The following is a 21112-nucleotide window of genomic DNA, read 5'->3' on the forward strand; positions in this document are numbered from 1 at the left end:
AGATGACGACGACACCCAGCAGGCAGGTCGCCATCACCGCCATCTGTCTTCTCGTGGTCCGCCGCCTGCTACGGCGTTTCCTGGAGCCCCTCGCCATGGTGTCTCCTCGGTGGTCGGTGTTGAGAAGAGTGTGTGTGAGAGCACCGACAGAACGAACGCACTCTCACCTGAGAAGCATGCGGCTGTAGCTATGGGGACAAGGCATGGTGTCGCGGGCGGTATCTGGGGCTTCGGGGAATTCGATTGCGTCTGTGGGGTGGTGTACCCGGGTGTCGCTTTCGAGGTGGAGTGCCAGTGGGAGCTTGGAGGGGAATCGCTTGCCCCATCTTATTGGGCCTTACGCATTGTCGGTGCCTGAAAAACCCCACAAAAACCTGACAATCTCGCTGTGATTCGGCGAAGGGGCATCTGCTGGTCTTAGCCTGGGCAGCCAGTTGGACAGACGAGAGAAAGGAAATGCCGGTGACTCACGGAAATGCCGCGGAGGGTTCTCCCAGAATTGAGCTCACGCTCGGCGACGATGGGGGAAGGTGGGTCGACTCCGCCCCCGAAGGCATCAGTGTCGGAGCGCTCTCGCTTCACGGTTGGGAGGTGCACCCTGTCAATGCTCTTCCAGACGCGTCGGGCGGTATGGACTGCTACCTCATAAAGATCAACTATGAGCTTGAGCTCGCCCCGGATTCCGTTCCGGTCAGCTGGCTCGAAGTCGGATTCGCATTCGCTGCCGATTCCGCCGGCCCGGTCACGGTCATGGATGCGCTGCCGCATTCCACCCGCCAGCGAGCCGACCCGACGGTGTACACGCTCACCGACTGGCTGCACCTCGTCCCGTACTCAGTAGGCGACAAGATCCACCTGCCGCTGCCCCGTATCGGGGACATCGTCGATGTGTTCGGCATCGGCGGGCCACAGGTGCGGTGGCGGCATCTGGCCAAGCGAGGCAAGGGAGTATGCGCGGGGTCGGGCGCCGCCTGGATCGTGGCGCTGGTACCGAAGGGCTGCTCCGAGCTGCTCGTCGACTTCTCGGCCAGGTATGCGCTTGCCGCAGAGGACATGGTCAATGCCGTCCCCGTACAGGGAGCGAAGGAGTTCGCGCTGCGGGTCAGGAGGGACGCCGTCGGCCCGCTGGTCATCGAGCCCTCCGCTGTCGCCGACAGCGAGCGCAGGGCGAACGCGGTGGGACCGAGGGTCTTCATCGTGTACGCACACGAAGACGAGCGCCGCATGCGTCAGGTCTTCGAGTTCGGCGAGCTCCTGGTGCGCCTGGGAATCGACCTGCACATGGACAAGCGTTCGGAGGGGCCGCGCCTGGACTGGTTCGACTGGGCGCTTCGCCGCATCGAATCGGCCGATTTCATTGCGATCATTGCCTCGCCGAAATGCAAGGCGGCCGGAGACGGTAAGATCACCGACAATTCGCACCCGGGAATTCGGACGGAGCTTTCCATCATCAAGGACAAGCTGCACGGGAATCGCGACCACTGGACGCCCAAACTGCTTCCTGTCGTTCTTCCCGGCGAGACCGTGGCGAACATCCCCGCTTTCCTCCTCCCGAACTGCGCCGACCACTACGTGCTCGATGAGCTGACCGAGAAGGAGCTCGGCTACCTGTTGCGGGCCATGGGCCGGACCAAGGACGGAGAATGGCCTCCGCCCCGGCCCATGGACGACGCCGGCTGAGACTCGACGCTAGCCGTCATCCGATTCGAAACCGGACGCCCGGTAATTGGGGTGGTCCTCGTCGACGGACTTGGCCAGGTGCAGGGGGACCGGCGAGGCGGTGCGGTCATCCCATGACAGCGTCTGCTCACACATGCGCGCGGTGATTACGGCCAGCGCCTCGGGCACCCAGGAGCCCGGCTCGACGACGAGGATCTCCTTCGCCGTGTAGGAATGCCACGGTTTGCTCAGCTCCTTGCGCCCGCCCTTGTTCTCGGGCAGGTTCCAGCGAGTCTGCCGTGCCCCGCTGTCGCCGCCCTTTGCCCTGGTCTGGACTGAAGCGCCGGGGAAGAGCCAGGTGGGGACGGCCGAGTCCTCCAGTCGGTAGATCTTGCGGCCCGGGGCAGCAGGCTGGTTCGGGTCCGCGGGTATGTTGCTCTTCTCCACTCGGGTGACGGGGCGGCCGACTTCCTGGACGTTCGTGTTCAGCCTGACGACCGCCACGTCACCACCTCGCTCACGCAGCAGGTATCCCGGCACGGGTCCTTCGCCCAGCTTGGAGTCCTGAAGTCCCTGCCAGATGGTGCGCGCGGCGCCGGTGTCGACGAAGACCACCATGGGTGTGCCCGCGAACTCACCCTGCCCCAGGGTGCAGAGGCTGTTCTCGATCAGCGTTCGGGTTCGCACCGCCTTCTCCTCCGAGCGTCCCAGACGTGACGAACCGATCGAGGCCGCGAAGAAGTCAGTGATGCCTTCGGCGGACCGGACCCAGCCGCGCGCGGGGTCGCTCCAGACCATGATCCGGCAGGAGCCGAGGTCGGAGGGGTCCACGTAGACGGCGACCATGACGACGACGAGGACCGGCTCTCCTCCTCCCGTCTGCTGCCGCCTGATGTGCATGCCGACCAGGAGGGCCTTGCGCTCCAGCGGATACGGCAGCGTGCTGCTCGTCAGTGTGTCCAGGAGCCGGTTGTCGAGGACGCCGGCGGCTCTGAGGAGATCCCTCAGGGCCGCTCGCGCTATGTGCCGCTTCTCTTCCTGATTACGTCGCTCGGTCTTGTCAGGAAGGAGCACTGGTTCGGTCGCGATGAACTGCGAGGGAATGCCGAGGTGGGCGAGGAGCCTGCGTAGATGAGGCTTGGCGTCGAGGTCCGGAGTCTCGGCCTGCGGATGGTAGACGGTCTCGGCCCAGACGGCGACCAGGCGCTCAGGGTCTTCGGCCAGCTTGCCGAGTTGTTCGAGATGCGCGGCCCGGTTGGTCGTTTCGTGGGCGACCAAGGGATGGGACCACAGGGCGATGACCTCCAGCCGTTCGTTGATCTTGACAGCTGCACCCCCTGTCTGGGGGTAGATCATGCGGTGGGTGAGCTGATGGAGACCCTCCATCATCAGGCTCCTGCCTTCCGGAGTGGAGTACAGGCAGACAAGGGTGACCTGCTTGTATCCCGTCGGGCCCACACCGTCGGCGGGGATGCCTTCGGGCATGAACTTGCGGACGGGCGGCGGCAGCCTGAGGCCCTTGTCCACGCGGTACGACACCGGCTCCAGCTCCGGCAGGACCCGCTGGAGATGCTTGTGCAGGAAGTACATGAACCTCGGTCCGACACCGTTGCCGATCGACTGGAATCGAGTGAAGACGAGCTGGGGACGCACGGTGCCGGGAATGTCAGGGAGTTCAGGGGGCAACGTCAGCGGATCGAGCTGACAGGCCTCAAGGACCGCGGCGATGGCCGGATCCAGTCCCGGTGCCCACTCCTCGCTCTTCTCGTCCCGGCGCCAGCGAACAGGGAGACGGAGGATGGGGACCGCGCCTTCGCCGCGCGAGATCCAGGCGTGTTTCGTCTGCCTGCCGTACCAGCCGGGGGAGAGACGGGACAGGTGGGCGTCGAAACAGACGATGGGGTCTTCGACACCGGCTTTCGTGACGAGCCTGACCGTGAGCTTGCCCATGGAGAACGATGTGTTGTCCTGTTTGGTACGCGCCAGCAGGTCGTCCCAGATCAGAAGCGCGCCGTCGGTGTCGATCCGTAGCCCCAGCCTCCGCGTGTCGATCTGAAGCGGGATGCTTGCGACACGACGCATGATCTTCCAGGCCGCGGTGCGGAAGACCCACCCTGGTGCTGTCGGAGACCGTTCGGGTCGCTCGGTGATGAAGTCGGCGAACGCGCGGGCCGGTTCGGGCGTCGGCAGGTGGTCGGCGAGCACCAGGGAGCCTTCACCGGCGCGCACGTGACGCTCCCACGCTCGTACGGCGGTGCGCAGGGTGAAGTCGAGGGCGTTGTCGCTGGTCAGGAGGAGCGATCGGCTCCCTGTGGCGATCTCGCCCTCGGCCAGCTCGTTCTCTCTGAACATGCACACGGGCTTGCCGGTGGCGGCGACCAGGCCGGTCGTCAGGCTCGCGTACGACGGTTGCCGTTTGCCGTTCCCGGTGGGCAGGGTGCGCCACGCGTGCGCGAAGTCCTCGGTCAGGGGATAGGCCGTCACCGTTCCGAGCACCGCGTTCAGATGCGCACGCGGGATGCGGTAGGCGAGTGTGATCAGCACGAGGGGGCTCCGTTCTCGGCGGCGTAGTCGAAGAAGGCGGTCAGCGTGGTGTCGTAGTACGTCTCCAGGTCTGCGAGCACACCGGCTGTCCGCCACTTGGCCTGGAGGCAGCGGATGAGTGTGGCCAGGTCGGTGCCTCGGGTGGTGTCGAGCATGGCTCCGTCCACCAGATGGAGCACTGCGTGCGTGCCGCCCCGGCGGGCGCGGCCGATGAGTTGGATCGCACCGTTGATGATCTCGGCGACGACGCTGAGCTTCACCTCTTCCGGCTGTGCCTGGAAGTAGGGGGGACGGTGGATGATCTCCTCCAGGAAGGTTCCCGCGATCTTCCTGCGGTCGGCCAGGAGCTGCCGGGGGTCGGCCGAAGGATCACCGTGTTCGACGTGCGCCTTCGCCTGGATGTGCGCGAGCAGCTCGGCGGGTTCGTCGATGAGCGGGATCGGCCGCACGATCAGCCACACCGAACCGAGAGCGGACTTGTCGTCCTTGCCGATGATGTTCACACCACGCTGCACCCGGGCGAGCGGCGCGATCAGGATGTCGGCGACCTCGTCACGGGGGAACATCTCCAGGCGGTCAGCGGGGATCTCCTGCCATCGCCCGGCATCGATGATCTTTCGTGATTCGTCGTCCTCGTCAGGAGGTACGGCCAGGCAGATGCGATGCGACCGCACGCCCGCCTCGGCCAGTCCCTCGGCCACGTGCCGGGCCGCCTCGTAGGACGTGGTGGCGAGCAGCACCCTTCTCCGGTCCGGATCCTCCTCGCACAGCCGCCTCAGTTCGGCGTCCAGGTAGGTGCCCCACAGGCGGGTGGCGATACGCCTCGTCGCTTCGGCGCGCTCGTAGCCGTCCAGACCGGAGATCCGGGCGCGGTTGCCGAGGTCGTCGGTGATCGGCGCCGGGAGGATCCGCACCGCGTCAGGAGTACGGTCGGTCACCCACCACTTCGGCTTGATGTGCACGTGGTGATGCGGTGCGCCGGGAAAGTAGGCGGTCGCGGAGAGGCCGAGCACGATCCGGCGGGTCTCGGCATAGGCGAGAGCGGTGGTGTCGCCCAGGTGCACGACATAGGTATGCGGATCGCCGCCGAAGGCCGCCGTCGTCAACCGGGCGGACTCCTGACCGGTGTCGTCGTAGTACTCGGTGAAGGCGAAGACGAGACGCCCCAGCGGACCGGTCGGGGTGAAGCGCCATCGGCCGTACGTGCCGAGTGCTTCGGCGATCTTCTGCGCGGACTCGACGCCGATGTCCACCAGTTGCGCATTGCTCGCCATCAGCCTGTGCAGGTGGACGCGGGCGCGACTGAGGATGGCACGGCGCAGGATCCGGTTGACCACCTTCGGCCGTTCGTGGGCGGGGACCGCGGAGGTGAGCTCCTCCAGGGCCTCCCGCGCCGCCTTGATCGCCTGACCGCCGGTGCCGCCGGTGACCACGTCCGCGAGCCTGCTCCTGGCCTCGGCGAAGGTATCGGGCTCTCCGGTCAGCGGCTCTCGCTCGCCCACGAAGAGGGAGCGGAACATCGCCATCTCCCGCCAGGTGATCTCTTCGGGCTTGATGTCGAAGATGCTGGCCACCAGCCAGTTGTCCCAGCGCCTCGGCACGATCCAGGAGCGCCAAGGACCGCGTGGGCGTGCTTTGCCGACCGGAGAGATCGCACCTATCCGCTGATAGGAAAGGTGGCTGACATAGGTCTCCGACAGATAGCGGAGCCCGAAATAGGCGTCCCGGACGTTGGCCTCGATGTCGGCATGCAGCCTGCCGAACGCCGTGCCGAAGTCGGAGTCGAACTGGCGCAGTGGCGTGTTGATCCGTCCGCCGTAGTCGAGCAGAAGTCCGCGGCCGGACTGATCGATGGCGGCTCGCTGAAAGCGGTCGACCTCGTCGATGACCACGACCTGGCATCGGCGAAGGATCAGCTCTTCGACGCTGACACGGTCGTTCGGCCCCGATCCGTCGTCGACGGGCGCCTGGAGCAGGCCGGTCAGCAGGTTCCCGTGTGAGGTCACGATGATGTCGGCCGAGCAGGCTGCTCGGACCGCGCGATACCGGCCGCAGCGTGTCCGCCACGGGCAGGCCACCGTTTCATCCCTCTTCCCGCGTGGGCGGGGACGGCGGAGTTTGGCACAAGGCTCGTGCCCGGGCCGCCAGCCGTCGATGCCGCTCTCGCTGGTGGCCGTGGCCGCAAGTCCGCAGCCGTAGCCGAATTGCTCCCAGATCCAGTCGGTGTCCGCTCCGGACGGTTCGTCGTGCGCGGTCGTCCTGGCGACCTTCATCATCGAGCGCGGCGAGACCAGCGGCACGAGGCTCACAGCCCTGTCCGGCACCACGATCCTCAGTGCCTGCTCGATCTCACGGCTCGTCTGGACGACATTGCCGTTGGTCGGCAGCACGAACGCCACGCTCACGCCGTGTTTCGCCGCCCAGCAGGCGAAGCTTTCGATCATGACGACCGACTTGCCGAACCCGGTGTAGGCCAGCAGCTCGTTGAGCTTGCCCGCGGTGATCCCCAGACCCGTGACCTGTTCGCTCCCGCTCGTCTGTATGTGCTGGGCGAACCTCTTTACGCATGTCTGCCGATAGGCGGGCTTGCCCGTGCGGCGCATCTCCTCGTCGATCGTGGCCGCTATCTCCTCGAGCTCCGCGAAGCCGACCCAATGGTCGGCCAAGGGGGGAGCGTCCTCGATCCTCGGCACGGTCGCCTTCGGCCCCTCGTGATGCGGCCGCAGGTCGAATCTGAAGTCGACGAAGATTTCGGCGGAGCCGTCCAGGCCGGGCATACGCGTCGTGGTCGTGTGCAGTCCGGCCTGGGCGACCGGCAGTTCGCGCCTGTTCTCGGTCAGGTGGGCGTCCAGCTCCCGCAGCAGCCCGTCGACGAAGGCCGTCAGCGGCATGCCGGGGTCGACCAGGATTCTCGCCTCGTCCTTGTACTCCTCCCTGATGTAGTCCTCGTCCACGTGGCAACCGGTGATGCCGCCGTCCAGCAGAAGCCGATCGAGGATCTCGCCGGACGCCTCGGCGTTGGCCAGCTGGTTGGGGCGATGCCGAATCAATCTGGCGAACCGCCTGGCGTCGTCCTCCGAGAGGTCTGCCCATCCGGACCAGTCCGCGATGTGCCCGTCAAGCACGAACAGGACGTCACCTCTCGTCGTGGTACGGCTGTCGCCCTCGCCCATGTCAATGGGGAAGAACCTGGCGGCCAGTGCGATCGCGGTGCCGAAGAGCCGTGGGGTCACCTCGGCGGCGCTTTTCTTGTTACGCATGCAAGCCCCTCTACTCCGCTCGTCCGCCGGGCCTGAGCGATTGCCTCACCTGGGCGAGGAAGCGCCTCTCCGTGGTGATACGCACCTGGGGAAGCTCGGTCCGGATGGTGTCGTACTGGTACTCATGGGTTCTCGGCAGCAGGACGCTTCCTCTGACCGGCTTGGTCTTGAGGTCGGAGATCAGGCGGTGGGGTGACCGGTACTCCTTCACGTCCACGGCGTATTCGTGCTCGCCCGCCTTCACGTGCAGGTCGTAGGAGTCGAGCTCGGGCCAGAGTTCGACCTGCGCGCCGAGGTGCCGGAGCTGGGTGCAGATCCGTAGTTCGGCCGACCCGGGAACGACGACGAAGCGCCAGACTCCGGCGTCGAGGCAGACGGACTGCTCGGCCGGACGTGCGGCAGGCGGCTTGCGCGGCCCTTGGCCCTCGTCGATCCGCCGCAGGCCGGGACGGTCATCGGCCAGTGCCCGGCCTATGGCGTACACATTGGGGTGCGGTCTGTAGGCGCAGCGCACGACCTCTCCCGAGACCGTCATGGGCCAGCGGCAGTCAGGACAGGGCCACCACCATTCCCTTCCTGCAGGGGTGAGGTATTTCTGCCCGTGGGGAATGGGGAGGTATCCGCCGGTGGCCAGGCGCGCTCCCGATGCGCTGACCAGCTCGCCGAGCTCCTCGCGTGTACTCGCCGGGTGTTCGACGAGGAGGCGGCGTGAGGCCACATAGACCTCCTGGTTGCGCATCTCGATCATCGCGGTGAACGCCTGGTGCCTGATCTGGTCGGAACGCATGCGTGTCCATTTCGGCAGCCACTCATGCGACTCCGTCAGGACGTTCAGGGGGACGACGTATTCGCAGACCAGGTCCTGCGCGTCGGGGGAGAGCCGGTCGCTGTCCTCCAGGAGAACCACCCGGCCGACCGGGTCGTCGTACCCCGCGAAGATCGGTAGATCTCCGAGCGGGCGACGCAAGGCCCGTACCAGCTCAAGGGGTGAGTACGGCCCCTGGCCTGGCCCCTGGGCCTCCATGACGACACCTGTCATCCTGGCCACCTCGTCCATGGCACGTGTATGGGCGTGCCGCGCCGACCGGGCATAGGCGGCTCGCAGTGCGGCGGTGATGACACGGTGGCGTCGTTGCGCGAGGTCGTCGGAAGGTGGAGCGATCCAGGCCGTCACGAGGTGCTCTCCGTCTCGGCACTCGGGCACCAGCGAGTGAAGACGCAGGTCCGGCACACCCTGCCGGGTTTGACGCCCATCTCGACGTCGTCATGCCAGGCCCCCGCCTCCAACCGGACGACCTCACGCGCCTCGGCGACCAGCTCGGCGTCGCCCACGTCGAACTCGGTCAGCACGGGGCCGTTGGCGGTGAGCCGCTCAAGCTCCACCCGGCATGGGGCGCCCCCCGCCAGGAGTCCTTCGGCGGAGAGGAGAATCGCGAGGGCGACCTGTGGGTAGCGTTTAAGCAGGTTGCCCTCGTACAGGCCGCTTGAGGTTTTGGTCTCGCGCAGTCGCCATATGCCCGCGTTCCGATACAGCAGGTCGACCTTGGCGATGACCACGACATGGGCGGCGGGGTCGTACACGACGATCGGCTGTTCGGGGTGGACTGCTGTCTCGTCGTCGGCATGGGTCAGAGGACAGACGAGGGAGTGGTCCGCGATCATCCGCGTCCCCATTCTCGCTTCCAGGCCGGCTTTCCTGAACGACTCGTGGGTGCTGAGGTCAGGGGCGTCGACGGGCCGGCAGGCTTGGGGCGGCGTGGTCCGGTGCCTGTCCTCGATCCAGGCGTGTACGACGCGCCCGCGCGTGGTGGCCGCACTCTCGTCCGCACCGCGCTCCCTCGGGAGCTTGAGGTCGCGGTAGTACGGGAGCGGCCCGCACCGGCGATGCTCGCGGGAAGTGGTCAGCGACCAAGGGCGAAGTGGCTTGTCGGTGCCGCCGATCCCGAGCAGCCCAGGCCGGGACGGCACCGCAGGACAGGTGCCGATCAGAGGGCATTCGACGCAGTCGTTGCCGGGTCGGCGTTCGTCGCCCGAGGCCACACGGTGCAGGAGGTCTTCTGTCTCCTGCGCATAGAGGTCGATCGCGGCAGCAGGAGTGTCGTCGAACAGTACGGTGGAGGAGCCGTCCAGACAGCCGACCTCCACGATCCGGACCCGTTTCGGCGGTTCGAAGCGGCCGAGTACGGCCCTGCTGCGCCAGTGCCTGTTCAGCGCAGGACTGCCCTCCGCCAGTACGGCGGCGGCGAGTGCGATCTCGGCCTCGTTGCGTGCCCGGCCTGTGACGCTGCCCATGCGTGCGATCCGCAACTCGCGCATGTCGTCGTTGGCGTATCGGCGGCCGGTGACGGTCTCCTCGTGGATGTGGTCCGGCCCGTGTGGCGAGGTGACCAGCTGTCTGACCCACTGACGCGAGACGGGTTCCAGCGAGCGCGCCTGCCCCAGGCTCTGCTGATAGTGCCGTACGGCGTGCTCCGTCCAGCGCGCGAGCGCCAGCGGAGCAGGCCCTTTCGCCCGCTGGGGCACGCGGCTCAGAGCGACCGCTTCCGGCTTCTTGTCCAGCTCGACGGCGTCGAGCACGTCGTGGAACAGCCCCATGCCATAGGCAGGCACGTGCTTGGCCGATGTGCTCGGTGGGTTCAGCGGAGACAGGCCGGGCCGCACCTTGAGGGCCAGGCGCAATGGACAGCTGTAGGCGTGATTGGTGACGACAGAGGGACGGAATCGTAAGAGCCGATCATCGCCCGACATTCCTTCGGGGAGTTCCCAGACAGGCACAGCGGTTTTCTCCTTCAGGTGGCGAGATGAGCGGAACGACCGCTGGTCGCCAGGGGGATGTGATAATTTCCGGCATCATTGTTCGGGCGACAAGGAGGGTGTCCGTGGCGGAGCAAAGACTTCGCGGTCTTTTCGTCGGCCTAGACTATTGCGACAAGAAGTCGAACCCTCGTTCGCTTTCCTATGCGGCCAAGGATGCAAGGGTCTTGCATGCTCTGTTCTCGGACAACTTCGCCGGCGAGCCAAATCTAGTACTGGATGAGGACGCCACCAAGAAGAAAATCCTGACAGAAATACGACAGCTCGCCGCCGACAGCGGGGGCGACGATGTTGTCGTTATCACTTTTTCCGGACATGGCACCACAAATGGCGAGCTAGTGCTGTTTGACGACGATGCTAGGGATATGGGTGGTTCTGTACTCCCGTTGGAGATCTTCGTCGAGGAGGTGCAGAAGATCTCCGCGCGGCTGCTCATCGTGGTTCTCGACTGCTGTTTCGTCGGTGGAGAGCTGGCCAAGGCCATCTGGCGTCCGCCGAATGACGGCGGCAGTCGATCCGATGTGCCGCAGATCCGGCAGGTGCTGGGCAAGATCTCTGGCAAGGGGCGGTTCGTGCTGGCCGCGTCGGGCGAGGGGCAGAGAGCATTCGAAGGAAAGGGCACCGACCACGGATTGCTGACCTATTACCTCATCCAAGGCCTGCTGGGCCAGGGTTCCGCCCGCAGGCAGGGAGAAATCTCCTTGCTGGAATTGGCCGCGTACGTGATGCGGGAGGTCGCCGCGCACCCGAAGCTGCCGCGGGGAAGTCAGCAGCAGCCGATCCTGGACACGCAGATCGGCGATGCACGTTTTCCCGTGCTCGAAAAGGGGCCCAGGTATGCCGGCGTCGTGGACGACGCGCTGTTGCTCCCTGCCACGAGAGCGCTGAGCAGCCTGCGCGAACTCGGAATCCCTCAGGCCGTGCTCGACCTGTGGTCGACACGGATCGACCGGCTCAACGAGCTTCAGGTCGACGCCATCAACAGGGGTGCATTGTTTCGCGGGCGCAATATCGTGGTCAGTGCGCCCACTTCGTCGGGAAAGACCATGGTCGGGGAACTGGCCGCGATTCACGCCGTCGCCCGGGGCGGTAAGGCCGTCTTTCTGCTTCCCACGCGGGCGCTGGTCAACGAACAGTACGACCGGTTCGTCAACGACTACCAGCCCTTCGGCATCCAGACGGTCCGAGCCACGGGCGAGTTGCGCGACCAGGTGACCGAACTGCTGAGCGGAAGGTTCGACCTGGCCATATGTACCTACGAGAAGTTCGTGGGCCTGCTCAACGTCCGCCCTGGACTGCTGTCCAGCCTGGCCGTGCTCGTGGTCGACGAGATCCAGACGATCACGCTCCCCGATCGCGGGCCGCAGCTTGAGATGTTGCTCACCTGGCTGCGGCCTCGTTGGAACAGGGGTTCAGGGCCGCAGATCGTCGGGCTGTCGACCTTGGCCGACGAGTGCGAAGAGTTCGCCGACTGGCTCGCTGCGGAGCCTTTGAGGTATGAGCAGCGCCCGACCCCGCTCGTGGAGAACGTCATCCGGCCGGGCGGCGAATTCATCTCGGTGGACGCGAGCGGGGAGTTGCACAGGACGACCCTGCCCGCCCTTCAGGACACCGAGGAGGACGACCTGATCGTCAGGCTGATCGCCCACCTGGCCGGTGAAGGGCAGGGCGGTCAGGTCATCGTCTTCAGGTCGACACGGCGCGGAGCCTGGAGCCTCGCGCAGGACCTGGGGCGCAGGCTGGGGCTGCCCGCTGCCGAATCCGTTCTGGCCGCACTGCCGCGAGGAGACGCGGCGGCAGTCGACGAATGGCTGCGCGCCTGCCTGCGAGGCGGGGTGGCCTTTCACGTGTCGGACCTCGACGAGGACGTGCGACGTCTCCTGGAGGAGTCCTTCAGGAGAGGCGACAGCGAGGTCCGGGTGCTGGTGGCGACCACCACGCTCGCGCAGGGCGTGAACCTCCCCGCTGACGCGGTCGTCATCTGTGAGCTGGAACACCCGGGCGACGAGGGCAGGCGCTACTCGGTCTTCGAGTACAAGAACATGGCGGGCAGGGCCGGGCGTACGAGGTTGAGCAAGAAAGGAACTTCGTTCATCGTCGCGAACAGCGACATCGACGCGGTGCGCAAGACCAGGGACTACGTCATGGCCGCCCCTGGCCCTCTGCGCTCGGCGATGGCGGACGGTGTTGACGATCTTCGTGATCTGATCCTGCCGATCGTCGCCGGGTTCAAGAACCACGCCCTGGACGTGCACAGTTTCCTGAACCAGACTCTTGCCACTTTTCAGGCGGGCAACGCGGCCGCCCTCCCGCCCTTCTGCCCCGAGCGCGTCGATGCCGCCCTCACCTACCTGCTTGAGGCTCAACTGGTCCGCACCACACAGTCCGGCCCGGCCCTCACGGAGCTGGGTTCGATCGCGGCGCGCAGTGGCCTGTGCGTCGAGTCGGTCGTCCTGCTCGCGGAGGCCTTGGCCGAAGTGTCCCCCCGTGAGATGAACCGCATGACCTTGATCTGCGCGGCGCAACTCATCGGAGAGCTGGAGGACGCCAGATTCTCCGATTCCTCGAACGGGCGGACGCACAAACTTCTTCAGCTGACGAGGGTGATGCAGGATCAGGGAGTCGCCGGGCCGGTCCTCAAGCGAATGCCTGTCGTGTCGGCGGGAGACGGTTCCTTCATCTCCAGGGCCAGGCGCAGCATCGCCTGCCTCATGTGGAGCCAAGGCATCGAGCTTGCGCGTATCGAGCGGGTCGTCGCCCTGAACCCGGGGCGGGCGCAGGCCAATGCCAACCCTGTACGGCAGGCAGCGCAGCGCGCTGCGGATTTCATGGGCGCGCTCATCGAGATCGGCATCTGTGTGAACCCGCTCGCCGATTTCAAGAACCTGCCCGAGGTGCTGCCCGCCCAACTGGAGCTGGGCATCGTCGAAGGGCTGGTCCCGCTGGCCGGACGCGTGGAGCGGAGGCTGCCGCGTGCCGTGTACATGAATCTGCAGCGCGACGGCCTCGGCTCCGTCGATGCGATCAGGGACGCCCCGCCGCAGGCCGTGATCACGTGCCTGCGTGACGGTGACCTGGCGAAAATCGTCCTGGAAGCTGCCGAACGGGCTGTGGAGGATCGGGAACACGAGGTCGAGCTGAGCGACCTCATCCCGGCTGCGGTCGACTGAACCCGTCCCAGGCGAGGCCGTAGGAACGATTGGCCTCCAAGGCGACGAAGGAGACTGTCATCGCACCCTTCTCGTCCAGGTGCGTCTGGTTGTCGCGGCGCATGGGATCGCCGACCTCGATGGGTAACTCGTTGTCGACGATCCACAGGCGACGAGGGCGGCAGGACAGGAAGCGGACGGTGAGTTCGAACCTCGCGCATGGATATCTCGGCGTGCAGACATAGAAAGGCACGGAGTCACGGGTGATGAGGAGGCGCAGCGCCAGCTCATGACTCTCGTGCCGCTCCAGTGGGTACGGCAGCGTCACGCGCACGCCCACGCGGGTGGTCGACATCCTCGTACGGCGCCGCCGCACACCGCCGCGCATGACTCTGATGTTCAGTTTCGTGTGTGAGCTCGGTAGTGAATAGGACAGGTCGACCTCCTTCAGCCCGGTACGGTGGCTGACGATGGTCCGTTCCTCCAGGGTCTCGATGCTCGACGGGGCCACCAGCACCGTGGCGATCAGGCGTGCGAGATGCCAAGGCGGGCCGGGCGGGCTGCCGGTCCCAGGGAGCGGGGTGGCCGCGATCTCCTGCGCCAGCTGTTCGAACGCCTTGTCCACCTGCCGGTTGACAGTGCGTTGGTGGCAGCCGAGCTCGCGGGCGAGGTGACTGAGGCGACGTTCGAAGCGCCAGTCCGAGGCGCCTTCCAGAGCAAAGGCGTACCGGCTTGCCCTGGCCAAGCTGTCCGGCAGCTTCGCGATCATGAGACAGAGGAAGGAGGCGAGCTTCCTGCTCCGCTCGGCGGGGCCGTCGTCAGGGGTCACACTGGCGAACTGCGCCAGCACCGGTCCGATGCAACCGACGGCACGCGTGTCCTTGACCCCGAACCCCTTGCGCAAGGGCTTCAACTCGCGCAGTACGTCAGCCGCCGCGACGTCCATCGGTCACCTCAAGTGTCTGTTCGGTCGGCTGCATCCACGAGCGGAGCCTCGCCTCCCCGATCACCGCCGCCTCCAAGGGCTGATCGAGGGAGTCGGCCCGCGCCCATTGCTCAGCGGCTTCGGCGAACCGATCCGAAGCTGCGGCCACATTGCCCAGGCCCGTGATCGCACGGACGCTCTCGTACCGGCTGCCGTACTGCTCGCCCAGCACCAAGGCCTGCTGGTAGTGGTCGGTGGCCTCGGCGAGGGCGCCCCAGTTGAAGTAGGCCCAGGCGATGCAGTTGTAGGACATGATCACGTCCAGGGGCAGGCCCAGTCGCTGGAACTCGCCCAGGGCCTCCAGACCGTGCGTCACCGCTTCGGAGTAGTGCGTGAGCTCGGTCTCGGCCAAGGCGATGGCCCGAAGCGTGATGGCGGCGTTTCGTGCGTTGCCCAGCCGCCGGTAGGCCGCCAGAGCCACCTGGAACTCGCGCAGTGCCGTGCCGTACTCGCCCAGGTACAAGGAGGCCCAGGCCATGTTGGCGAACGCGCTGGTCTGGCCGTGGTCATCCTCCAGGCGGCGGAAGAGTTCCAGTGCCTGCTGGTAATGGCCGACGGCCGAGGTGAACTCGCCTCGGTCGATGTGCGCGATGCCCAGGCTGTTGAGTGCGACCGCCAGCACGTCGTCGGCGCCTGCGGCACGTGCGGCCATGACCGCCGCCCGATGGGTGTCGATCCATTGATCCCAGAGCTTGGCGAGAAAGAAATAGTCGCGCAGGGCGAACGCCAGCTGCCAGCAGCGCCGATGCCAGCCGCGTGCGGCAGCAGTGGCACAGAGTTCGACCAGGGCGGGCCACTCGGTGTGGAACCACTCCAGCGCCTCGGATCTGTCGGCGAGGGACTCGAAGGCGGACACGCGGCCATGGTGGGGCGCGATGAGCCTTCCGTGGGACTCGGCCAGGAGCAGACTGTGATCGAGCAGGCGGAGGACGGCGGCGTCGCACTCCTCGGCTGTTCTACGGGGGAGTGCCTTGTCACGGGCGAACTCCCGTACGAGATCGTGCATGGCTATGCGGTCGGCCCGTTCGTAGAACACGAGATGGGCATCACCGAGCCGATCCACCGAGGCGCGGGCTCTGGCCGGGGTGGAACCGGTGAGGGCCGCGATGCTGGAGATCGAGATCTCACGCGTGGGATACAGCGCCAAGAGGGCGAAGAGCCTTTGCTCTGGTTCGTCCAGGGCGTCGTGGGAGGCGCCGAAGGCGGCGGCGATGCTGCGTTCTCCGTCATCGATGGCATCGATGTTCGACACCTCCTCTGCGAAGCGCTCGGCGAACTCGTGCAGTGTCCACTTCGGATTGCGGCCGAAGCACGCGGCCGTGATGCGTATGGCGAGCGGCAGCAGCCCGCACTGGCGGACGATGCGCGCCGGCATCGCACGCGTGGCGTCTTCCGTCTGTGCGCCGCTCGCCAGGCGGAAGAGCTTCTCGGCCTCTTCGGTACTCAGCTCGGTGACGGGTACGTGGACCGCCTCGTCGAGACTGCTCAAACGGTGGCGGCTCGTGATGATCACACGACAGCTCGACTCGGCCGGCAGGAGGGCTCTGATCTGGCTGGACGATCGGACGTTGTCGAGTATGAGCAGCATGCGCCTGCCCTGCACACGGCTCTGGTAGAGGGTGGTCCGAGCGGCGCGATCCGCCGGGATCGTCTCGGTGGGCACGTCGAGCAGCCTGAGGAGTGCGCCGAGCGCCTGATGTGTGTCGAGTTCGGGAACGCCGGGGGTGAACGCGCCGAAGTCGAGCTGGAGTGAGCCGTCAGGAAAGGAGTGGGTCGAGTTCCAGGCGGCTTCCACGGCCAGCGCGGTCTTGCCGACGCCTGCCATCCCCGTCACCAGGCAGACGTTCACGCCGTTCTCGCGCCGGAGGAAGGCCGAGAGCTCGGTCAGCTCGCGCGAGCGGCCCACGAACCACTGCGTGGACGCCTGCAGGCCGATCAGCCGGCTGGCGGGGCGGCGGGCCGGTTGCGGGATCAGCGCCACGAGAGCGCCGTCTGCCTCCAGCACTTGGTCGCACCTTCGTGCGAATGCCGGCTCGATCCGTGTTTTCCCGGACTCCACCTTGCTGATCCAGCTCTTGGAGTAGCCGGTCTTTTCCGCCAGCTGGTTCTGAGAGATTTTCGCTTTTTCGCGTCGACGCCGCAGCTCGGGACCGAAAGTGATGTCGCTTTCCGCCATGATCTCATGATGCCCTATTCGTTGCGGTCTCAGTAGAAAGATGGAGTTCCGGTCGCCGGAGACCAGGTGATCAGTACGGCCGACGTGTCGACAAATGTGTATGCACGGCGCTTTCATCCCTCTCGCGAATGAAATCTGCTGGATATGCGATGAAGTGTCGTTCGTCAGTACATTCGCCTGTTGCGGGAGGGTGGGTAAAGGGGTTTCCGGTTGACACTTAAGCCGGACAGCGGAAACCGGCTTCTACCAGGGCGTACTTCGGTGCGGTGGAATCTCCTGTGGGGACGACGTCACCGTGTGAGTCCTGAGCGGTAGGCGATGGCGACCAGGTGGGCTCGGTCGCGGGCGTCGAGTTTGGTCATGGCGCGGCCCACGTGGGTGCGTACTGTGGCGGGGCTCAGGAAGAGGTGGGTGGCGATCTCGGTGTTCGACAGGCCTTCGGCGAGGAGGGTGACGATTTCGCGTTCGCGGTGGGTCAGGGTGGGGAGGCGGGGGTGCGGGGTCGCGGGGGTGGGGTGGGTGGTGAACTCGGCGATGACGCGGCGGGTGACCGTGGGGGAGAGGTGGGAGCCGCCGTGGGGTGCGGCGCGGACGGCGCGGAGGATCTCTTCGGGGTCGGCGTCCTTCAGGAGGAAGCCGCCGGCGCCTGCGCGCAGGGCGGTGAAGATGTAGTCGTCGATCTCGAACGTGGTCAGCATGATCACGCGGGTGCCGGTCAGGGCCGGGTCGGCGACGATGGCGGTGAGGGCGGTCAGGCCGTCGGAGTTCGGCATGCGGATGTCCATGAGGACGACGTCGGGGCGGAGGCGCCGGGTCAGGTCGACGGCCTCGTCGCCGGTGGTGGCCTCGCCCGCCACCTCCAGGTCGTCCTCGGTCTCGATGAGCACACGCAGGCCGATACGGATGAGGGACTGGTCGTCGGCGATCAGTACGCGGATCGGGGGCGTCATGGGCGGCGGCTCGGCAGACGGGCGTGCACGGCGAAGCCGCCTTCGGGGCGAGGGCCTGCGGTGAGGGAGCCGCCCAGGGCTGTCACGCGCTCCCGCATACCGGACAGGCCGGTACCGGGCGGGTTCCTCGCCGCGGCTGGTGTAGTGCTCCCCCCGTCGTCGACTATCGACACCACGCTCTCCTCCACCCCGTACGCGATCATGACGGTCGCGGTCGCGGAGCCCGCGTGGCGCAGGACGTTCGTCAGCGACTCCTGGACGATGCGGTACACCGCGTGCCCGGTCGTGACATCCACCCCCGAGGGATCCCCGTGCACGACAAGGTCCACCCGCTGCCCAGCCGCCCTGACCGACTCGACCAGCACGTCGACGGAGACGGAGGCCAAGACGGAGACGGACGAAGGCCCCCCGGCCCGGACGACGTCGAGTGTGCCGCGAAGGGCGTCGAGTGCGTCCCTGCTGGTCGTGCGGATCGCCTCCAGGGCGTCCAGGGCCTGGTCGGGGCGGCGGTGGGCGACGTGCAGTGCGACTCCCGCGCGCATACTGATCACGCTGAGGCTGTGGCCGAGCACGTCGTGGATCTCCCTGGCGATGGCCAGCCGTTCGTCCTGGAGGTGGCGTAGGCGTCGTTCGTCCTCGTTCCTGGCCGCCTGGGCACGCCGTTCCCTGTCGAGGCGTATCACCGCCCCGGCCGCGTACGGCAGTGCCATCGACGCGTACCAGACGACCCAGGCGACGACATCCCCGGGCACCCACGCGCGACCCCAGCCGAGCACGTCGGCGACCAGCAGAACGGTCCCGGCGACCCCGGACGCCGCCAGCCCGTACGGCAGGCCGTACCGCACCACGACCGTGGCCACCATGACGTACACCGCGAGGAACACCGGCCCGTAGGCGTAGTGCCCGGCGAGCATCCCGGCCGAGCAGCCCAGCGTGATCGCGAACACCGTCACAGGCCGCCGCCCGCGCCACGCCAGCGCCGTCCCGGCCACCACCAGCAACCCGAAGGCAGGTACGTCGAGCGCCCTGAACGGCGGCACCCGCGTACGCGAGGCCACCACGCTCCCCACCACGAACAACAGCACGGCGACCACCGCCGCCACCCGGTCCCACATCCGCCCCCGGACGGCGGGCCCGGAACGCGCCCAGAAGATCCTCACGCCCGCGAGCCTAGGAAGCGACCGGCCCGGCGTCGTCAGCATCTGGACGTAAGAGGGGTACGGCGAGCACGGTAGCGCGTGGTTACGTCGCGGCGCCGACGAGCGCGACGGCGGTGCGACGGCACGCTGACCGGCATGAGTGCTGAACGTTCCGTCAAGGCCCCGCGCAACGGCAGGCGGGCATGGCGCAGGGCCGTGCTCGTCGTGCATGTCGGCGCCTCGGGGTGCTGGCTCGGGGCCGCGGTCGTCATGATCGTCCTGGGAGTCGTGCTGCGGCACACGCGTGATCCGGGCATCGTGTACGGCGGCTACCGCATGATGGCCGTGATCGACGATGTGATCGTCGTTCCCTTCGCCCTGCTCGTGCTCGTCAGCGGGCTGGCCGGGGGCCTGCTGAGCAAGTGGGGCGTCACCAGGTACTACTGGGTCCTGGCCAAGCTGGGCCTGGTCGTCCTGGCGATGGCCAACGGCTTCTTCCTGCTGCACGGCTGGACCGTCCAGGCGCTGGACGGCGCCGCCTCCGTACGCGGGCTGCTGGTCGGGGGCAATCTGGCGGCGTTCGCGCTGCTGGGCACGGCCACCGCCCTGTCGGTGTACAAGCCGTGGGGACGGCGGCGATGAGGGGCGCGGCGAGCTTCGTCTCGCTGGTCGCCACCGGGCTGGTCGCCGGGGTACTGGCCGGGGGCCTGCTCACGGCCGTGGCCATGGCCGGGCAGTCCGCCGAGGTGCACGCCGTCGTGGGCAGGAGCACACACGAGGTCTACGCACTGCCGATGGCCCTGCTGTTCCTGACGGCGATCGCGGGCACCGCCGTACTGACAGCGCTGTCGAAGGGGCGTCGAGGCGTGGTGGCGCTGGTGTGCCTGGTCGCGGCGCTGGCGACGACGATCGCGGTCCATGTGCCGATCAACGGGGAAATGATCGACGAATGGCCACGTTCGGGTGTTCCCGTGGACTGGGCGCAGCTTCGCGATCGGTGGAACACCTGGCATGCCGTACGGACGGGGGTGGCGGTGCTCGCGTTCGGGGCGCTGGTGGTGGAGGGGGTGCGTGGCACGGGGCGATGAGCAGGACAGCCCCGGCCGGGTGGCCGGGGCTGCCTGGGAGGTGGGGGATGGGTCAGGAGAGGGGGGCGGTGAAGGTGCGGTGGTCGGCGGTGAGGCGGACGAGGGGGGTGCCGGTGCCGTGGTAATAGACCTTGCCCTGGGGGGTGGTGACGAGGAGGGCGTCGATGTTCCAGTTGTCGCCGCCGAGGCCGCCGCCGAACGTCGTGGTGAGGTCGAGCCGGGTCAGGGCGCTGACCGGCACGGTACGGCCGAGCGGTACGCGGACGGTCTGGGGGTTCCAGCCGATCCAGCGGGCGCTGCGGTTGAGGTTGGTGACGGTGATGGGGGCCTGGCCGCGTACCGAGATGGTGGCGTTGACGTTGTCGTTGCCGCCGCGCAGGTCGTCGGCGCCGGTGTCGATGCGCAGGAGGATCTCGTTGACGGTGTCGGCGGGCGGGTTCGCGGGCGGGTTGGTGAAGACCGGCGGGCGCCGTACCTGGTAGCGGGTGTCCAGGAAGTAGGTGCGCCAGGTCTTGGAGGGGTGCTCCAGGTAGGTGTAGGTGTCGAGGTCGGGCCTGGCCACCATGGTGACGATCTGGCCGGGGTAGTTCGGGTCGGCCACGTAGATCTTCAGGTCGGTCTTGTACTGGCCGAGATCCCCGGCGTACCTGCCGAGCTCGTAGCCGACGGCGATGGCCTGGTGGTGCGGGCCGAGGATGTTGCCGGTCGGCTTGAACAGGCCGAGTGCGACCGGACGGCCGGCGTCGATGTTCTCGCGCAGTTGCTGCAACCGGCCGCCGCCGAAGCCCTGCAGCCCCCAGTTGAAGAACTCGCGGTTGCGCCAGCCGAACGGGTTGACGGTGAGCTCGGTCCACTTGTCGAGGTTCGGGGTGATCGACTGGATCTGCCGGTCGTACAGGTAGCGGTGAAGGGGGGAGCCGTCGGCCGGGATGGTGTCCTGGGTGGGCATGCGCATGTTGGAGAAGTAGTGGTCGAGGGCCGCATAGGACATTCCGCCGCACAGGCCGCCGAAGCGGATCTCGGCGACCGGCTGGCTCTGGAAGGTGTTGACGAACTTGAAGCCGTGCCTGGCCGGGTCGAACGGTGTCATCCTGCGGCCGACGGCCATCGGGAAGACGCAGGTGTGGTTGCCGGTGGGGTTGGCCTGGTACCAGACCTGGCCCGAGGGGCAGGCGGCCGTGCTCTGGGCGGTGGCGGCGGGCGGCTGGACGGTGAGGGCGCCGAGGCTGATCGCGGTGGCGAGCACGGCGGAGGTCAGCCGGGACGCCGTGGCGCGCCTGGAGGTGGGGGACATGTCATGCCTTCCTGGTGAGGTACGGGAACCGTTGCTCCACCAGGTGTAGAAGCC

General features: G+C 67.1%; 13 protein-coding genes. 4 read left to right on the plus strand and 9 right to left on the minus strand.

The window, feature by feature from the left end:
• Positions 1 to 630: 630 nt before the first annotated feature.
• Positions 631 to 1680, plus strand: coding sequence for an SEFIR domain-containing protein (locus tag ACTWNK_RS08975; protein WP_474303400.1), 1050 nt, complete (start codon positions 631 to 633; stop codon positions 1678 to 1680).
• Positions 1681 to 1689: 9 nt separating this feature from the next.
• Here ACTWNK_RS08975 and ACTWNK_RS08980 read toward each other — a convergent pair whose 3' ends face one another.
• From ACTWNK_RS08980 to ACTWNK_RS08995, 4 genes are read right to left on the minus strand one after another with little or no spacing between them, the layout of a single operon-like run.
• A complete protein-coding gene (locus ACTWNK_RS08980; RefSeq protein ID WP_474303401.1) occupies positions 1690 to 4203 on the minus strand; it encodes an RNaseH domain-containing protein in 2514 nt (837 codons plus the stop codon).
• Entirely contained in the window at positions 4197 to 7463 is a 3267-nt protein-coding gene (locus tag ACTWNK_RS08985) for a hypothetical protein (protein ID WP_474303402.1), read from the minus strand. The genes ACTWNK_RS08980 and ACTWNK_RS08985 overlap by 7 nt, the downstream gene beginning before the upstream one ends.
• Before the next feature lie 10 nt (positions 7464 to 7473).
• On the minus strand, positions 7474 to 8637 hold the full coding sequence (locus tag ACTWNK_RS08990) for a restriction endonuclease-related protein (protein ID WP_474303403.1): 1164 nt from the start codon (positions 8635 to 8637) through the stop codon (positions 7474 to 7476).
• Positions 8634 to 10142 carry a PD-(D/E)XK nuclease family protein gene (locus tag ACTWNK_RS08995; RefSeq protein WP_474303404.1) on the minus strand — a complete coding sequence of 503 codons (1509 nt, stop codon included), beginning with the start codon at positions 10140 to 10142 and terminating at the stop codon, positions 8634 to 8636. Before ACTWNK_RS08995 ends, ACTWNK_RS08990 begins: the two co-directional genes overlap by 4 nt.
• Before the next feature lie 200 nt (positions 10143 to 10342).
• Between ACTWNK_RS08995 and ACTWNK_RS09000 the strand changes: the two genes are divergently transcribed.
• A complete protein-coding gene (locus ACTWNK_RS09000) occupies positions 10343 to 13447 on the plus strand; it encodes a DEAD/DEAH box helicase (protein WP_474303405.1) in 3105 nt (1034 codons plus the stop codon).
• On the opposite strand, the gene ACTWNK_RS09005 is transcribed toward ACTWNK_RS09000, so the two are convergent.
• From ACTWNK_RS09005 to ACTWNK_RS09020, 4 genes are all read right to left on the minus strand, one after another.
• Positions 13425 to 14372, minus strand: a complete 948-nt coding sequence (locus ACTWNK_RS09005; RefSeq protein WP_474303406.1) for a hypothetical protein — start codon at positions 14370 to 14372, stop codon at positions 13425 to 13427. The genes ACTWNK_RS09000 and ACTWNK_RS09005 overlap by 23 nt on opposite strands.
• The gene (locus ACTWNK_RS09010) at positions 14353 to 16587 is read right to left on the minus strand and encodes a helix-turn-helix domain-containing protein (RefSeq protein WP_474303407.1); all 2235 of its coding nucleotides are present in this window, start codon (positions 16585 to 16587) and stop codon (positions 14353 to 14355) included. The genes ACTWNK_RS09005 and ACTWNK_RS09010 overlap by 20 nt, the downstream gene beginning before the upstream one ends.
• Positions 16588 to 16877: 290 nt before the next feature.
• Positions 16878 to 17537 carry a response regulator gene (locus ACTWNK_RS09015; RefSeq protein WP_474303408.1) on the minus strand — a complete coding sequence of 220 codons (660 nt, stop codon included), beginning with the start codon at positions 17535 to 17537 and terminating at the stop codon, positions 16878 to 16880.
• Positions 17534 to 18697, minus strand: a complete 1164-nt coding sequence (locus ACTWNK_RS09020; protein ID WP_474303409.1) for a sensor histidine kinase — start codon at positions 18695 to 18697, stop codon at positions 17534 to 17536. Before ACTWNK_RS09020 ends, ACTWNK_RS09015 begins: the two co-directional genes overlap by 4 nt.
• Positions 18698 to 18832: 135 nt before the next feature.
• Between ACTWNK_RS09020 and ACTWNK_RS09025 the strand changes: the two genes are divergently transcribed.
• Both ACTWNK_RS09025 and ACTWNK_RS09030 read left to right on the plus strand, forming a co-directional pair.
• On the plus strand, positions 18833 to 19318 hold the full coding sequence (locus ACTWNK_RS09025) for a hypothetical protein (RefSeq protein WP_474303410.1): 486 nt from the start codon (positions 18833 to 18835) through the stop codon (positions 19316 to 19318).
• A complete protein-coding gene (locus ACTWNK_RS09030; protein WP_474303411.1) occupies positions 19315 to 19764 on the plus strand; it encodes an anthrone oxygenase family protein in 450 nt (149 codons plus the stop codon). Before ACTWNK_RS09025 ends, ACTWNK_RS09030 begins: the two co-directional genes overlap by 4 nt.
• Positions 19765 to 19816: 52 nt before the next feature.
• On the opposite strand, the gene ACTWNK_RS09035 is transcribed toward ACTWNK_RS09030, so the two are convergent.
• Positions 19817 to 21058 (minus strand): hypothetical protein, encoded by a 1242-nt coding sequence (locus tag ACTWNK_RS09035; RefSeq protein ID WP_474303412.1) that lies wholly within the window; start codon positions 21056 to 21058, stop codon positions 19817 to 19819.
• Positions 21059 to 21112 lie beyond the last annotated feature (54 nt).

This window comes from Nonomuraea sp. IBHARD001 (assembly GCF_056106265.1).

Excerpts from the sequence above, each read along its gene's own strand:
- ACTWNK_RS09025 (WP_474303410.1), top strand. The coding sequence starts at position 18,833 with ATGAGTGCTGAACGTTCCGTCAAGGCCCCGCGCAACGGCAGGCGGGCA.
- ACTWNK_RS09005 (WP_474303406.1), bottom strand. The coding sequence starts at position 14,372 with ATGGACGTCGCGGCGGCTGACGTACTGCGCGAGTTGAAGCCCTTGCGC.
- ACTWNK_RS08975 (WP_474303400.1), top strand. The coding sequence starts at position 631 with ATGGACTGCTACCTCATAAAGATCAACTATGAGCTTGAGCTCGCCCCG.
- ACTWNK_RS09015 (WP_474303408.1), bottom strand. The coding sequence starts at position 17,537 with ATGACGCCCCCGATCCGCGTACTGATCGCCGACGACCAGTCCCTCATC.
- ACTWNK_RS08985 (WP_474303402.1), bottom strand. The coding sequence starts at position 7,463 with ATGCGTAACAAGAAAAGCGCCGCCGAGGTGACCCCACGGCTCTTCGGC.
- ACTWNK_RS09030 (WP_474303411.1), top strand. The coding sequence starts at position 19,315 with ATGAGGGGCGCGGCGAGCTTCGTCTCGCTGGTCGCCACCGGGCTGGTC.
- ACTWNK_RS09010 (WP_474303407.1), bottom strand. The coding sequence starts at position 16,587 with ATGGCGGAAAGCGACATCACTTTCGGTCCCGAGCTGCGGCGTCGACGC.
- ACTWNK_RS09035 (WP_474303412.1), bottom strand. The coding sequence starts at position 21,058 with ATGTCCCCCACCTCCAGGCGCGCCACGGCGTCCCGGCTGACCTCCGCC.